The 15,480-nt window shown below is 57.0% G+C and carries 13 protein-coding genes and 1 tRNA gene; 5 read left to right on the top strand and 9 right to left on the bottom strand.

The genetic code is table 11. From position 1 onward, the window contains the following. Positions 1-23 precede the first annotated feature (23 nt). Both sufB and ACVDG4_RS02770 read right to left on the bottom strand, forming a co-directional pair. Positions 24-1,496, bottom strand: coding sequence for a Fe-S cluster assembly protein SufB (sufB, locus tag ACVDG4_RS02775; RefSeq protein ID WP_133947191.1), 1,473 nt, complete (start codon positions 1,494-1,496; stop codon positions 24-26). Between the two features lie 106 nt (positions 1,497-1,602). Continuing rightward, positions 1,603-2,772, bottom strand: a complete 1,170-nt coding sequence (locus tag ACVDG4_RS02770; protein WP_447233942.1) for a cysteine desulfurase family protein — start codon at positions 2,770-2,772, stop codon at positions 1,603-1,605. A 287-nt stretch (positions 2,773-3,059) separates the two neighbouring features. Here ACVDG4_RS02770 and ACVDG4_RS02765 point away from each other — a divergent pair, with 287 nt between their 5' ends. After that, the gene (locus ACVDG4_RS02765) at positions 3,060-3,728 is read left to right on the top strand and encodes an alpha/beta hydrolase (protein WP_133947187.1); all 669 of its coding nucleotides are present in this window, start codon (positions 3,060-3,062) and stop codon (positions 3,726-3,728) included. Positions 3,729-3,806: 78 nt separating this feature from the next. Here ACVDG4_RS02765 and ACVDG4_RS02760 read toward each other — a convergent pair whose 3' ends face one another. Beyond that, positions 3,807-4,316, bottom strand: a complete 510-nt coding sequence (locus tag ACVDG4_RS02760) for a DUF2155 domain-containing protein (RefSeq protein ID WP_286183753.1) — start codon at positions 4,314-4,316, stop codon at positions 3,807-3,809. A 176-nt stretch (positions 4,317-4,492) separates the two neighbouring features. Beyond that, positions 4,493-7,423 carry a valine--tRNA ligase gene (locus tag ACVDG4_RS02755; protein ID WP_447233941.1) on the bottom strand — a complete coding sequence of 977 codons (2,931 nt, stop codon included), beginning with the start codon at positions 7,421-7,423 and terminating at the stop codon, positions 4,493-4,495. Positions 7,424-7,713: 290 nt separating this feature from the next. On the opposite strand from ACVDG4_RS02755, the gene ACVDG4_RS02750 reads away from it, so the two are divergent. Both ACVDG4_RS02750 and ACVDG4_RS02745 read left to right on the top strand, forming a co-directional pair. Next, a complete protein-coding gene (locus ACVDG4_RS02750; RefSeq protein ID WP_447233940.1) occupies positions 7,714-8,595 on the top strand; it encodes a hypothetical protein in 882 nt (293 codons plus the stop codon). Between the two features lie 51 nt (positions 8,596-8,646). Further along, the gene (locus ACVDG4_RS02745; protein ID WP_447233939.1) at positions 8,647-9,075 is read left to right on the top strand and encodes a DUF1284 domain-containing protein; all 429 of its coding nucleotides are present in this window, start codon (positions 8,647-8,649) and stop codon (positions 9,073-9,075) included. 28 nt (positions 9,076-9,103) lie between these two features. Here the strand turns inward: ACVDG4_RS02745 and ACVDG4_RS02740 are convergent, their stop codons facing one another. The 3 genes from ACVDG4_RS02740 to ACVDG4_RS02730 form a co-directional block, all read right to left on the bottom strand. Next, positions 9,104-9,874 carry a PopZ family protein gene (locus ACVDG4_RS02740; RefSeq protein ID WP_447233938.1) on the bottom strand — a complete coding sequence of 257 codons (771 nt, stop codon included), beginning with the start codon at positions 9,872-9,874 and terminating at the stop codon, positions 9,104-9,106. A 262-nt stretch (positions 9,875-10,136) separates the two neighbouring features. Beyond that, positions 10,137-11,501, bottom strand: a complete 1,365-nt coding sequence (locus ACVDG4_RS02735; RefSeq protein ID WP_306148671.1) for a TolC family outer membrane protein — start codon at positions 11,499-11,501, stop codon at positions 10,137-10,139. A 244-nt stretch (positions 11,502-11,745) separates the two neighbouring features. After that, complete coding sequence (locus ACVDG4_RS02730; RefSeq protein WP_209177930.1) at positions 11,746-12,408, bottom strand: protein-L-isoaspartate O-methyltransferase family protein; 663 nt, start codon at positions 12,406-12,408, stop codon at positions 11,746-11,748. Between the two features lie 250 nt (positions 12,409-12,658). Here ACVDG4_RS02730 and ACVDG4_RS02725 point away from each other — a divergent pair. Then, positions 12,659-12,732, top strand: a tRNA-Cys gene (locus ACVDG4_RS02725). A gap of 209 nt (positions 12,733-12,941) precedes the next feature. Continuing rightward, positions 12,942-14,102: a carboxylate-amine ligase gene (locus ACVDG4_RS02720; RefSeq protein WP_447233937.1), complete on the top strand. Its 1,161-nt coding sequence runs from the start codon at positions 12,942-12,944 to the stop codon at positions 14,100-14,102. 30 nt (positions 14,103-14,132) lie between these two features. Here the strand turns inward: ACVDG4_RS02720 and ACVDG4_RS02715 are convergent, their stop codons facing one another. Together ACVDG4_RS02715 and ACVDG4_RS02710 are read right to left on the bottom strand one after the other, a co-directional pair. Next, the gene (locus ACVDG4_RS02715) at positions 14,133-14,276 is read right to left on the bottom strand and encodes a hypothetical protein (RefSeq protein WP_209002201.1); all 144 of its coding nucleotides are present in this window, start codon (positions 14,274-14,276) and stop codon (positions 14,133-14,135) included. A 191-nt stretch (positions 14,277-14,467) separates the two neighbouring features. Further along, positions 14,468-15,343: a hypothetical protein gene (locus ACVDG4_RS02710; RefSeq protein ID WP_447233936.1), complete on the bottom strand. Its 876-nt coding sequence runs from the start codon at positions 15,341-15,343 to the stop codon at positions 14,468-14,470. Positions 15,344-15,480 lie beyond the last annotated feature (137 nt).

Here is a 15,480-nt window from a genome sequence, read left to right as displayed (position 1 = left end):
CCAAACCAAATTTTCAGGCGGGCTTAGCCCACAGATCCTTCAAGGCTGATCGAGATCAGCTTTTGAGCTTCAACGGCAAATTCCATTGGCAGCTGCTGGATGACGTCCTTGACGAAGCCGTTGACGATCAGCGCCACCGCTTCTTCTTCGTTCATCCCACGTTGCAGGCAATAGAACATCTGGTCGTCCGAGATCTTCGAGGTGGTCGCCTCGTGCTCGAACTGTGCCGTTGCGTTCTTGCTTTCAATGTAAGGCACCGTATGTGCGCCGCACTCCTGACCGATCAGGAGACTGTCACACTGGGTGAAATTCCGGGCGTTGGATGCCTTGCGGTGGGCAGAAATCAGACCACGGTAGGTGTTTTCCGACTTGCCGGCGGAAATGCCCTTGGAAATCACCCGGCTCGACGTGTTCTTGCCGAGGTGGATCATCTTGGTGCCGCTGTCGATCTGCTGGTGACCGTTGGACACCGCAATGGAGTAGAACTCACCACGGGAGTTGTCGCCGCGCAGAATGCAGGACGGGTACTTCCAGGTGATTGCAGAGCCGGTCTCGACCTGGGTCCAGGAGATCTTGGAGTTCTTGCCGCGGCAATCGCCCCGCTTGGTTACGAAGTTGTAGATGCCGCCCTTGCCGTCCTTGTCGCCCGGGAACCAGTTCTGAACGGTGGAGTACTTGATCTCCGCGTCGTCCAGCGCAACCAGTTCCACGACCGCCGCGTGCAGCTGGTTTTCATCCCGCTGTGGCGCCGTGCAGCCTTCAAGATAGGAAACGTAGGAACCCTTGTCGGCAATGATCAGCGTGCGCTCAAACTGACCCGTGTTCTGCTCGTTGATGCGGAAGTAGGTCGACAGCTCCATCGGGCAGCGCACGCCCTCCGGGATGTAGACGAAGGATCCGTCAGAGAAAACGGCCGAGTTCAGCGTCGCATAATAGTTGTCGGTCACCGGAACCACGGACCCGATGTACTTTTTCACAAGGTCCGGATACTCGCGCATCGCCTCGGAAATCGAGCAGAAGATGACACCGGCCTTCTTCAGTTCTTCTTTGAAGGTCGTGACAACGGAAACGGAATCGAAGACAGCATCGACAGCGACCCGGTTTTCAGGCGCCACCCCTGCCAGGATTTCCTGCTCGCGCAACGGAATGCCAAGCTTTTCGTAGGTTTCCAGGAGTTCCGGATCGACCTCGTCCAGGCTCTTCGGCCCTTCGACGGACTTCGGCGCTGCCCAGTAGTAGAGCTCGTCAAAGTCGATCTTCGGGTAGGAGACGCGCGCCCAATCCGGCTCTTCCATCTGCTGGAAGCGGCGCAAGGCATCAAGGCGCCACTCGGTCATCCACTCGGGTTCGTCTTTTTTCGCCGACAGGAACCGGATGGTTTCCTCGGACAAACCCTTGGCACCCTTTTCCGACTCGATATCGGTTACAAAGCCGTATTTATACTGGTCAACATCGATGGCTTTCACCTGGTCGATGGTTTCCTGTACAGCTGGCATCGCTTGCCTCCATTATGCGAACGGACGTGTCCGCGTCTTTTGCATGTCCATGTGCCGCGAACTGCGGCCCAAGGTGTGATGGCGGTTACCCGCCAGATTTCGTGCCTCACGCAGCCTTGTGGCGTGCATCCGGGTTCAGCCGGTCGACGATCTTCGGCCAAACCTCCAAAAACCGGTCGATTTCCCGTGGGCCCGTGTCCCAGCCCATGCTGATCCTCAGGGCGCCACGCGCCGTATCTTCATCCACACCCATCGCGGTCAGAACATGCGACACGGATACCTTTCCGGACGAACAAGCAGACCCCGATGAAACGGATACGCGTTCCAGGTCAAAAGCGATCAGTGCGGTTTCAGCTGCTATGCCGGGAACGGCGAAACAAACAGTGTTGACCAAGCGGTCTGTGCCCTCACCGAAGATGACTGTCTCCGGGCACACTGCCCGCAAGCCGTCTTCGAGTTTTTCCCTCAAGGCCACAAAATGGGATGTATCGGCCGCGTCCTCAAGGGCCGCCTGCGCCGCAATACCAAAGCCGGCAATCGCGGAGACGTTTTCTGTGCCGCCCCGGCGCCAGTTTTCCTGGCCCCCGCCGACCATTAGCGGCGCCGGAACACGTGCCGTGGACCGGACTACGACAGCGCCCATGCCTTGCGGGCCACCAAATTTGTGCGCGGACAGCGTGATGACATCCGCGCCCCAGGCTTCAATGTCAATCGGCATCCGGCCGGCTGCCTGAACCGCGTCGACATGGAAAAAGTGACCGTATTTCGCAGCCAGCGCGCCAATGTCTGAGAGCGGCTCGATGACCCCGGTCTCATTGTTTGCTGCCATGACCGAAATCAGGCTCGGCGCAGCGTCCTTGATCAGCTCTCCCAACGCGCGAAGATCGACAACGCCATTCGAATCAACTGGAACAACCACCTGATCCATCACCGGGAACCGCCCGCCGGTCACAACGGACGGGTGTTCGACCGCGCTGCGGAACAACTTGTCGAGATAAACGGGCGTACCCTGATCCTGCCACGCAGGCGCCAGCGCCGTCATGTTGGCTTCCGTACCACCAGACACAAAGGTTACAGCCCGTGTCTTGGCGCTGCACAGGCGGGCCACCGCTTCACGGGCTTCCTCGATCCTGCCCCGAGCCTTCCGGCCATGGGTATGAACGGAAGAGGCATTTCCTGCGTCCTGAAGCACGGTGATCATCGCATCGCGGACGTCAGGGCGCATGGGCGCACCTGCGTTGTGATCGAGATAAACCGGGTCGGAGCGGCGGGACATGACACCTCTTCGGTGAAACTGGATACGTTTGGCTTCCAAAATCCGTACAATTTTCAAGCATCTGTTCGAAAAACTTGAAATTTTCCGCCGTGATGACGATAACAGCGACAACCGGTCGAACCGAGTGTTGCCATTTCAGCGGCGGCACGAACTTTCGAATAATTCTAAACAAGGTTCTAGAAACTTGGAGCTTGAGAGTCAAGTTTAGACTTACGGGAAACCACGTATAGAACCGAATTCACCGGCGGCCGTTCGGCCGCCGTCAAAACACAAGGATAAATCGCTTCATGCCTGAGGTGATCTTCAACGGTCCCGCCGGCCGGCTGGAAGGCCGGTTCCATCCCGCAAAAAAGCGTAACGCTCCCATCGCTCTGGTCCTGCACCTGCATCCCCAGTTCGGCGGTACGATGAACAATCAGATTGTTTATCAGATGTACTACATGTTCGCCCGACGCGGCTTTGCTGTTCTGCGCTTCAATTTCCGCGGCGTTGGCCGTTCGCAAGGCACCTTCGATCACGGACAAGGCGAGTTGTCTGATGCAGCTGCCGCGCTCGACTGGGTCCAGACCGTTCATCCAGATGCCCGCGCCTGCTGGATTGCCGGCTTCTCGTTCGGTGCCTGGATCGGCATGCAGCTCTTGATGCGCCGCCCGGAAGTGGAAGGCTTCATTTCCGTGGCCCCGCCGGCGAACCTGCATGACTTCTCGTTCCTCGCCCCCTGTCCATCCTCCGGCCTGATCATTCACGGCGAGCAGGACAAGGTTGTTCCGCAAAAGGACGTTCAAACGCTGGTCGACAAGCTGAAGACCCAGAAAGGCATCGTCATCGATCACCAGACGATCCCAGGCGCGAACCATTTCTTTGAAAACGACATGGACACGCTGATCGACAATTGCGGCGATTACGTCGATGGCCGACTCGGCCTGACACCCGCCGATTATGTCGACGTCGACTGATTGCTAAGACACTCAGAAAATGAAAAACCCGCCAACCGGCGGGTTTTTTGTTGGTCCAATACCAACCAAGTTCGATATTTACCCCTGGAAAGGTTTGGCGCGTGGGATACCGGGTCCGGTATCGACGCCATCGTCAGGTCCTGCCAGCGGGTCTTCCCCTTCAGCGACAACACCCTTGATCGGCGGGCCGTCATAATCCTCCGGCGGTGGGACTTTCGATGCCAGGCGGCAGTCGGTCAGCCAGATGTCGTAAACCGGGTGCTCAACCGCATGAAGGCCCGGGCTTGCCGCATACATCCAGCCCGAAAAGATCCGGCGGACCTCATTGTTCAAGGTAATTTCGTCGACCTGCACAAAGCCTGTTGTCAGGGGCGATTCGGTTTGCGGGCGGGTGTGACAGACCCGCGGGGTCACCTGAAGGGCGCCAAACTGAACCGTTTCGCCGATATAGACGTCGAAGTTGATGATCCGGCCCGTGATCTTGTCGAGACCAGAAAAGACGGCCACCGGGTTTTCAATTTTTTCCGATTCCGCCTGCGCGAGCGCAGCCTGCGGCTGAAACGCAAGCAACCCGAGCCCGAATGCCATTGCGGCAGGCTTCAAAACAGTTCGACCATCAAAAAACACGTGGGGCATCAGCTCCGACCAGATTCGCAATTTCAATCCTATCCCTGCCTGGGGACCGGGCGCTACCATTGAAATGCGGCCCGGACGCGGCAACAAGCGCATCCGGGCCGTCTATCCAACAGATTGTACGGCCTCTATTAGCCGATTTCGGCAAGCCGGCTCAGAGCAACGTTGATCTTGTCCAGCTTTTCCTTGGACTCAGCAACCTTCTCCCGCTCACCGGCAACCACTTCATCCGGGGCCTTCTCAACAAACTTCGGATTGGAAAGCTTCTTCTCGATCTTCGAGATGTCAGCCTCCAGTTTGCCGGCATCCTTGGAAAGACGGGTTTTTTCGGCGGCAAGATCGATCACACCAGCAAGCGGCAAGCAGATCGTTGCTTCGCCGATGATGATCTGCGCAGCACCAGCCGGAGCCGCATCGGCCATCGAGATGTCCTCGGCACGCGCAAGACGCTGGATCGCAGGTTCATGGGTTGCGATCCGGCTCTGGGTCAGGTCATTGGCCCCAACAACAACCAGCTGAACCTTGGCACCTGCCGGGATGTTCATTTCTGCTCGGACCGAGCGGATTTCAGAGATCAAATCAACCAGCCAGTTGATTTCCCCGGCAGCCGTCTCATCGCTGACCAGCGGCTTCGGCCACGCGCTCAGCATCAACAGTTTGTCCGCTTTCTGGCCCTCGTCGCCCAGACGCTCCCAAAGCTCTTCGGTCAGGAACGGCATGAACGGATGCAACACTTTCAGGATCTCGTCGATCGCCCAGGCAGCCGTTGCGCGTGTTTCGGCCTTGGCTGCCTCGTCATCCCCGTTGAAGATCGGCTTGGCGAGCTCCAGGTACCAATCGCAGAATGTGTTCCAGGTGAACCGGTAGATGCCTCCGGAGGCATCGTTGAAGCGGTAGTCTTCAAGCGCCTTGGTGACTTCGGCGATGCACTTGCCCATCTCGGTAGCGATCCAGCGATTGAGCGTATGGCTCGCGGTCGATGGATCGAACCCGTCAACCCGGCCACAACCATTCATCTCCGCAAAACGCGCTGCGTTCCAAAGTTTGGTCGCAAACCGCTGACCGCCTTCCGCTGCCTGATCAGACATGCGCAGTGTCCGGCGCCCCTGTACTTCCTGGCTCGCCAAGGCATAGCGGGTCGCATCCGCACCATAAGACGCGATGAGATCCAATGGGTCGAGAACATTGCCCAAGGACTTGGACATCTTCTTCCCGTTCTTATCGACCACAATCGAGTTGATGTAGACAGTGTGGAACGGCACTTCCTTCATGAAGTGGATGCCCTGCATCATCATCCGGGCAACCCAGAAGAAGATGATATCGAAGCCGGTGATCAGAACGTCCGTCTTGTAGTAGCGCTCAAGTTCCGGTGTCTGATGCGGCCAACCAAGCGTGGAGAACGGCCACAACGCGGACGAGAACCACGTGTCGAGCACGTCTTCGTCGCGCTTCAAGGTCTTGCCGCCTGACATTTCGACGGCTTCCTCCTCGCTCATCGCGCAGTATTCGTTGCCCTCTTCGTCGTACCAAACCGGGATCTGGTGGCCCCACCAGAGTTGGCGCGAAATACACCACGGCTGAATGTCGTTCAGCCAGTTGTAGTAGGTCTTGTCCCAGTTGCCCGGAACGAACTTGGTGTCACCGTCCTGAACTGCCTTCAATGCCGGAGCGGCCAGCGTCTTGGCATCAACGAACCACTGATCTGTGAGCATCGGCTCGATAACAACCTTTGAGCGGTCACCGAACGGCTGCATGATCTTCTTGGATTCGACCATTGGAAGCTCTGCCGGACCTTCCTCGTCGTCGACGAGTTTTTGGACCTTGGCCTTGCCCTTGCCGTCCCACTCCGGCGCCTTGCCTTTCATCCAGGCAACGTCAGCATGGTCACTAGGGACCATCACAGCGAGGCCTTCCGCTGTAATCTGGTCAATGACGCGCTTGCGGGCGGCAAACCGGTCAAGACCGCGAAGCTCATCGGGAACGATGTTGATCTCGTCAATCTCGTTGATTGTCATCTCGGCGCCGTCGATGATCGCCTGCGCCTTTTTCGCTTCCTCAGAATACGGCGCGCCATCAGCCCGCATGGCCCCTTGGGTGTCCATGAGCCGGTACATCGGGATCTTGCCGCGCAAGGCCACCTGATAATCGTTAAAATCGTGCGCACCGGTGATCTTCACAGCACCTGACCCAAAATCAGGGTCCGGATATTCATCGGTGATGATCGGGATCAGGCGACGGTGTTCCTTTGGACCAACAGGAATTTCGCAGAGCTTGCCAATGATCGGCTTGTAGCGCTCGTCTCCCGGGTGAACGGCAACCGCGCCGTCGCCAAGCATGGTTTCCGGGCGGGTCGTCGCGATCGAGATGTAGTCGCGCGTCTCGCGCAGCGTTACGTTGCCGTCTTCATCCTTCTCGACATACTCATAGGATTCCCCACCGGCCAGCGGGTACTTGAAGTGCCACATGTGGCCATCGGTTTCGATGTTCTCGACTTCCAGATCGGAAATCGCCGTCTCGAACTTTGGATCCCAGTTGACCAGCCGCTTGGACTTGTAGATCAAGCCCTCCTTGTAGAGATCGACAAAGACCTTCAGGACAGCGTCCGACAGGTTCGGCGACATGGTGAACTCGGTCCGGCTCCAGTCGCACGACGCCCCGAGGCGCTTCAACTGGCCCAGGATGGTGCCTTCGGACTTGCGTTTTTGCTCCCAGACGCGCTCGATGAAGGCTTCCCGGCCCATGTCCCGGCGGCTTGGCTTGTTGTCAGCAGCAAGCTCCCGTTCAACGACCATTTGCGTTGCAATGCCCGCGTGGTCTGTGCCCGGCTGCCACAAAACGTCATAGCCCTGCATGCGTTTCCAGCGGACAAGAATATCCTGCAGCGTGTTGTTCAGCGCGTGGCCCATGTGCAGAGAGCCTGTCACATTCGGCGGCGGAATTACGATGGTAAAGGCATCGGCGCCGTCCTTGGCACCGGCTCCGGCCTTGAAGGCCTCCGCCTTTTCCCAGGTTTCGTAAATCCGCGGCTCAACGCTGGCCGCATCGTAGGTCTTATCCAGCATCAGGGTCACTCAATGGGGAAGTTGTCCAGAAATTGTGAGTTCCCGTGTAAATCGGAAGCCGCCTCGCAAGTCAACCGCCTAAGAGGTATGGTCCGGCGCTTCTATCCCGTCCAAGGCCATAATCGATTGTGTCGTTCGAACCAATCGACGCTCAGTGCAAGGATCTAATAGCCCTTTACCCAAAGTTGCTTGTTCGGTTTTGCAGCTGGAATTAGGTTTTGAGTAGAAATTTCGTCGTCTAATCAGGTGTACGACACCTGCGCCAGCTGCGCACTGGGAAGGAACTTCGAATGACGATACCCAGATGCGGTATCATCGGTTTGATGGCCACACTGTTTTTCGCAGGGCCGGCAGCAGCCGACCAGACGATTGAAATACGCCTGCCGCAGCTTGCCTCTATCCCGGAATACACGGTCCCGCTTCTGGAGCTTGCACTCTCCAAACAGGACCGCCCGTTCAAGATCGTATTGCCTGAAAATTCCAAAGACCTCACCGCTGTAGAAGTGATGGAAAAACTCACTGATCCGGCGAGTTCGGAGTTCAATCTCTATGCGGCGGGCACTTCAAAACACTACGAAAAGATTGCCCTGCCGATCCGCGTCCCACTGGTGCGCGGTCTGATTGGTGCCCGGATCAACGCGATTCCAAAAGGCAGCCAGGACAGGTTTTTATCGGTCAACACGGTGGGCGACCTCCAGGACATGACGTTCCTTCAAGGCATCGACTGGGGAGACATTGCGATCCTTGAAGGCGCCGGGTTGACGGTAAAGACTGCTCGGAAAAGCCATCTTTATCCGATGATCGCTTCGGCGGACGCCGACGCATTTCCGCGAGCTTCAGTCGAAATCCTGAGCGAGCGGGCGGAATACAGCCAGCTAGACTATGACATCGAGCAGGAAGTCGTCCTGATCTACGACCGGTTTCCGTTCTATTTTTTCACCGGCAAGCACAACGCAGATCTTGCGGAGATAATCGAAACGGGCCTGGTGACCGCATATGAGGACGGCAGTTTCATTCAATACTTCCGGACGCACCCGATGATCCGGGAGATTTTCGCGGAACTCCATCTCGACAGTCGTCGGCCAATCCGCTTCGATAACCCCAACCTGACCCCAGAAACGGCTGCACTTCCCGATTATTACTGGCATAAGTTCTCTGGCGAACCCGAGTAACCCGCCATCCTCGGCAAAACCACACAACAAGCCGGTGAAACGCCTGTTCTTATGACCATCCGCCTTCGCGCACACCATCTTCTGTGTATGCTGACCTTCGCCGGAAAGGGCTATACCCCTGCTTTCGTGGAAGCTTACAAAGCTATCGTCAATCGCCTCAACGACGGTGAGACCATCAAACTGATCGAGGGTCCGGACGACATTTGCGTGCCGATGCTCAATGACCCAACCTGCCACTGTCACAATGAAAGCGTGCGCGAGCGGGACCGATTGGCCGCACGCGACATCGGGCTACTGCTCCTTGGCAAGCCGCTATCGGTTGGTACTCTCCGTCTCAGCGGCAAAGACATCGCCAAACTGCGGTCGGCTTTTCAGGACGGAAGCATTCGGCAGGCATGTGCCGGGTGCGAGTGGTATGAGCTTTGTACAGGCATTGCCCAAACGGACTTCAGGGGCTGCCGTCTCCGGCCGCCCCTGTAAAATCTGCTCGCAATCCGACTGACGTGGATCAGTCCCGCCGGCGGATCACCCGCTGAACTTCCTTCTTGACCATCTGCTCGACCATGGGCGGCAGGTTCTGATCCAACCAAGCCTTTATCATCGGACGCAGCATGTCCCGAACCATCTCTTCGATGGTCTGCGCTTTCGTGCTGATCAACATGTCAGAAAAATTGTCAAGCGCCGCATGAACCGCCTGCCCTGTCGCAGCGGATGTTAGATAGTCTTCAGGAGCCACATCCGGTAGGTCATCCGGAATAGGCTTTGACTTGATCACCGGTTCTTCCGGCTCGAACAAGGCTTCGGGCTCGGCCGTCGGCTCCGGCGGCGTCATGAGGTCTTCCGCAGACTCTGGCTCTGGATCCGGTGCGAAGGAAACGTCACCGTCGAGGTTATCGAGATCTTCTGCGAGCCCGTCGACCATATCCAGATCGTCGGTAGATTCGACTGCAAGTTCTTCCGTCAGTTCGAGGACGTCGTCGTCGCCCGCGTCGCTTTCATCTTCCTCAGCGTCGGCCATCATGGCCGCAGCCATGTCATCCGCGCCTTCGTCTTCAGCGACATCGTCATCGCCGTCCATATCGAACAGCTTGTCGAGGTCGTCTTGTGACATCTCGGAGGCATCACCCATATCATCCTCCGCCTTTGCTTCTACTGGGGTTTCATCTGCTTGTTCATTGCCGGAGTCCGCACTCTGGGAGTCTTCATCAGATATGATCCGGCGTATCGATGCGAGGATCTCCTCCATCGACGGCTCTTCAGCCTTGCTCGCCTGTGCCATGACGTCCCCCGTACTTGTTGGCTACTCTACGCTCCAACCAGAAGTCCCCGGATGATTCGTTAAGGAAATTATGCGGATCAACTGGAAACGCGCAAAGCAACCGCACGGCCTGAGATAGGCTTTTCCCCTTTTAAGTCCACTTTTTGTAAACTTTTGGGTAAATGCAAACCGAATCGCTCCGTGCAAACGCCAAAAACGAAGAAACCGGCCAGGGCCGGTTTCAGAGATGCATGTGCATTTGCGATAGACTTAATGGCCGGTCTCAGCGGCCATCCGGTGTCCGCAGGCCGATCCACTTGCCGCGAACAGACTTGTAATGCTGTTCTGGATTGTAGATGGAGACATTCAGCCCGAGTGTTTCAGCATCCAGATGACCCACGGCAGCGACAAGCTGATAACCACCAACGATCCGGTTCCGCTGTGCAGTCACCAGATTGGACTGTTGAATGACCAGTTCGCGCTGGGCATCCAAGACGTCCAGGGTTGTCCGCTGACCAACCCGCTGCTCTTCGATCACCCCTTCAAGAGCCAGCTGCTGCGCTTCGACCGCCGCACGCGCCGCTACGATTGACGCTTCGGCCGCCTGGAAGATCCCCCAAGCGGTGATCACGTTTGCGCGGACCTGATCGCGGGCTACGTCCAGCTGAAGACGGGTTTGACCCAGCTCTTCCTTGGCTTGACGCACACGCGAATAAACGCCGCCCCCCTGGTAGATCGGAATGCTGACGTTACCGAAGATCTGCGCATTGTTGTTGAGATCAACCGTGTTCGATGGATTCCAGCTTCGACCAACGCTCGCATCGACGGTGACAGTCGGAAGCAGCTCACCCTCAATGGCCTTCACATTGAAGATCGCAGCATCAACAAGGTGCAACGCTTGCTGGATCAACGGTTGCTTCTCTTCACTGATCTGAAGGGCAACATCCAGGGACTTGGGAACCTGACGGGTAATGGATGTGTCTGCCGAAAGGCTCTTCGGGTCAACACCGATCACCTGTCGGTAAATCGCCCGGCTTGTGTTCAAATTGGCAAGCGCCGTGTTCAGCGATGCCTGTGCTTCCGCAGCACGGGCTTCTGCCTGGGAGACGTCGGTCCGGGTTCCCTCACCCACATCAAACCGATCGCGCGCTGCACGCACCTGCTCTTGGAGGAACGCTAGGTCGCTGCGCTGAAGGGAAACAAGCGCAGTGTCGCGAATCACATCAACATAGGCGGTCGCAGCGCTGAGGAGCGTATCCTGCTCGCTCGACATCAGGCTTTCGCGCTGGGCACGGACAACAGCCTCAGCCTGGCGCGTGGAGTTGACTGTTCGGAAACCGCGGAAGACCGCTTGGCTGAGGGTCAACGAGATCGCTGCGTTGTTACGGTAGGCCTGCCGCCCGTTCACTGAGGAGCGAACACCGCCCGCCGCCAGCGCCGCAGAAGCCGTTGGCCGCCAACCGGCCAGAGCTTGCGGCACGTTTTCGTTGACACCGCGCAACTGGGCCCGGGCCGCGTTCAAGGTCGGGTTGTTCGCATAGGCGAGAGACAGCGCATCACGGATCGTGTCGGCACTGGCCGAGGACGCAATGAAGCCGGACAAGACGACAGCGGCAACCCCGCTCATCAGTCCTTTCGATAGTGTCATTGCTTTCACCCTTGAACGACCAGACACTCCACACTCCTTCCGGCTCACCCACGTACACTCAAAACCTGAGTAAACTCACCGGTGTCCATCTTCAACCGGCACGAGCTCAGATTTAATGAAAATCTTCCAGTGCGGCTTATGGGCAACAGGCTCCAATGGAGCCCGCTGCGTAACACAACACGTGACACTGGCCGATCAGCCCCGGTCTTCAGATCAGACCGGAAATAACTCTTATAACAGGCCTTTAAAAGGTGAATTCTGCGGCTTGAGCAAAACCGGGAAGCAAGGCTGCCGATGCATTAAACGCAAATCTTCCGCTCACCGCTTCGCCCGATTTCTGATAAAGCTTGGCAACCCCTGCTCCGCCCTGGCCTTCGATGACAACAAGGCGACCATCGGACTTCAACTGTTTCAGCAAAGCCTCGGGCAGGACCTCAACCGCACCATCAATCAGGATAACGTCGTATGGGCCTTCCGCAGCGTAGCCATCGACCAGCGGACCTTCCACAACGACTGCGTTTTCAGTTCCGAGATCCACGAGGAGATCGCCAGCATCGCGGGCCAGTTCCGCGTTTTCTTCCAGAGCAACGACAGATGCCGCCAGTTTTGCCGCGACCGCCGTGCTGTAGCCGCTGCCGGCTCCAATCACGAGCACAATGTCGTCCGCACTGATTTGCGCCAGCTGGATCAGCTTTCCGAAGATATGCGGCTTCATCAAGTACCGGCCGGACCCGGAGGCACCGATGGGCAGATCTTCATCGATGTAGGCCACTGCTCGCTTGGATGCAGGTACGAACCGTTCGCGCGGAACCACCTCCATTGCATCCAGGATCTGGTGATCCGTCACATCGTTGGTACGCAACTGGTTGTCCACCATCTTGCGGCGGGACTGGTTAAAGTCCGTCATATCGGCCCTCGCTTGAATTGCCGGCGTCCCGGCACCTCTTCGGCTGGTTCCATACCGAGGCAAACCCGCCCTGACAAGCACCAGATGCGGCTCTATCACCAAACCCTTTGAATTCCGGGAGAATTTTTACCGCTGACAATCAGTCATACAGACCTTTCCACGGGTGTCACAGTGGAAATGTCATCAGCCAATCAATCAGGACTTGACCTGCCGCGCCAAGTGTTTGATAAGGCGCGGCACACCACCGAGGGGCCCTGTGGCGGAGTGGTGACGCAGCGGATTGCAAATCCGTGTACACCGGTTCGATTCCGGTCGGGGCCTCCACTTTTCTTCGAAAATTTCAAATTCTCAAGCCGGCCTCAGTCACCGAGCGCCAGATCCGCGTGGCATCTGTCCTGGTGTTTTGAGTGTTCGCCATCCGGTCAACCTGAGTGCGCTGGAGCCACACGAGGGCTCCCACCGCAGATATCAATGGTGCTCTACGCAATAATTCGTGCTTGACCCTACAAAGCATGCTCCCGCAAGCTGTTTAAATGAAAGAACCCAGCTTCAGCATCGGGGTTGAGGAAGAATATCTTCTGGTCGACCTCGCGAGCCGCAAAATCGCGAGCTCCCCGCCATCCGAATTGTTTTCTGCCTGCGAAACCGCACTGGAAGGACGGGTCAGTCCCGAATTTCTTCAATGCCAGATCGAAGTTGGCACTCCCGTTTGCATGACGCTTGGCGAAGTGAAGGCAGAACTGGCTTATTTCCGCAAAACCATAGCCGATGAGGCCGCCCGGCATGGCTTGGCGCCCATTGCCGCCTCAACCCACCCCTTTGCGGAATGGACCGAGCAGCCGCACACCGACAAGGAACGCTACAACGACCTGGCCAGGGTCATGCAGGTTGTCGCCAAGCGCCTCCTGATCTGCGGCATGCATGTTCACATAGGCATTGAAGATGCAGAGCTGCGCGTCGATCTTTTCAATCAACTGACCTACTTCCTGCCCCATCTTCTGGCGCTCAGCACATCTTCGCCTTTCTGGCGGGGCCGAAACACGGGACTGAAATCCTACCGGCTTTCGGTGTTCAACGAGCTGCCCCGCACCGGATTGCCGCCGCGATTTGAGAGCCACGAAGACTACCGCCACACCATCGACATGCTGGTTCAAGCTGGCGTCATCGAGGATGCGACCAAGATCTGGTGGGACCTTCGGCCCTCCGACCGATTTCCAACCCTTGAAATGCGGGTGACGGATGTCTGCCCGTGCGTTGAGGATGCCGTTGCCATTGCAGCACTCTTCCGGTGCCTGTGCCGGATGCTCTACCGCTTGCGGCGCGCCAATCAGGGATGGCGGCATTACTCAAGGTTCCTGCTCGCGGAAAATCGCTGGCAGGCTCAGCGGCATGGCTCGGCTGCCAATTTGATTGACTTCGGCCAGAAGAAATCCATCGCATTCAAAGATCTGGTCGACGAAATCAGCGAGCTGGTGGCCCCAGATGCTGCGTTTTTTGGCTGTGAAGCGGAGATCGCCCACATCCGAACGATAGCAGAGCGCGGTACATCAGCGGATCGACAGCTGGCACTTGCAGGAGACATGTCGGAAGACAGCCTGATCGACCGATCGAAACTGGAGGCTGTTGTGGATCAGCTGGTTCATGAAACGCAGCATGGCCTTGCCGAAATACCTGTGTCAGCCAAAGCCATATGACGCTGATCTGATCTTCCGGGACCAGAAGCCTTAGCTTGGGTCGTCCTTGGATGGCGGTGTTCCGTGCGCTTTCAGATGAAAAAAGTCACGCGATCCGGTCAGAACCAGGGCAAATTCATCGATTTCAGACACGACCGCATCCGCGGAGCGCGCAAGTCCTGACTTCGGTTTCATGCTTCGATGCGCCTCAATCAGCGCCGAACGGGCACTTCCCAGTGATTGCAGTAACTTATCCCGGTCAAAATCCAATGGAGACCGGGTTCGTCTTGGGTGAGACATGGTCAATTCTATCCTGCGCACAGTCAAATGTTCTTATTTTGTTCTATTTTCAGTCAAGCGGCGCGGCGTGTCAACATGAAGCGGAGCTATTTTACGTCATGCCAATACCGATCCGGGATCGCTCTGTGCCGGTCAGACAAATAAGGATTGGGGATCTCCAGAACGGTCAAATCGTTTTGCCGGATATGGTCCAAGGCCCGCTGTATGCGTGGATGACGCTCGAAAAGCTGCATGAACGCACCGGTCTCATAAGCCCGCTCCAGTCCGCGTTCGATCAGTTCTGCCAGAGCGCGGTTGTCTTTTTGTACGTAGAAGAAAAACCCGAAGCGGTATTTGACCAATAGATTGTTATCGACAGTGAGGTTTGGATAGATCGCATCGAAATTCGCTCGTTCCGCATGAGCTTCATGGACACCGAGATTAAAGACGTTCGTGCGGCCAACAGACAGCATCCGCCAGATGTTTTTCCACTCTGCCGGCAGAACCTTAAACCCGGCTGCCCTGAAAATATCCGTGTCCGGCCAGCCGAAGCCTGAGCCAACTACGGCATAGTCGCGAAATTCGTCGAGGGTCTTAATCTGCGCCAAGCGATAAAGCTGATCTTTGCGGGTCACAAATATGCGGTGCCCGAGCAAGCCACGGCTCAAGGGGATGTCGATCTGCTCAAAACGCTGTTCGCGTTCCGGCGAGCCGCCGCTGTAAAATACATCGAAGTTGGAGCGGCCCTGCTCGAACTCGATCAAGACGCGTTCCTGCGTCGTGTCGCCGAGCGAAACCACCTCAAGGACGGCATCCTCTCCAGAATGCTCCAAGGCCAGTTTTAGCAAGGAGACTTCATACCGGTCTTCGCCATCATCATAATGTTCGATCCCAAGCCGCACGATCTGCTGTGCCTGAACACCCGCACTTGCAGTTATCCAGATCATCAAGACCAAGACCAGCACAGCACGTGATCCGAACATTGCGTCTCCCTTTACTGGAACCCAACGGGCAAAAAACACACGAGAATTGGTAACTTGATCTGCAGGCCTTGGCGACTTGGCCAAATCGACAATGTCTTTTTCCCACGCATAAGACCCCTGCTTTGTCTCATGTGCCG

The organism is Roseibium sp. MB-4, assembly GCF_053005265.1.
The sequence above is the reverse complement of the archived record's forward strand: the minus strand, read 5'-3'. Positions and strand labels throughout refer to the sequence as shown.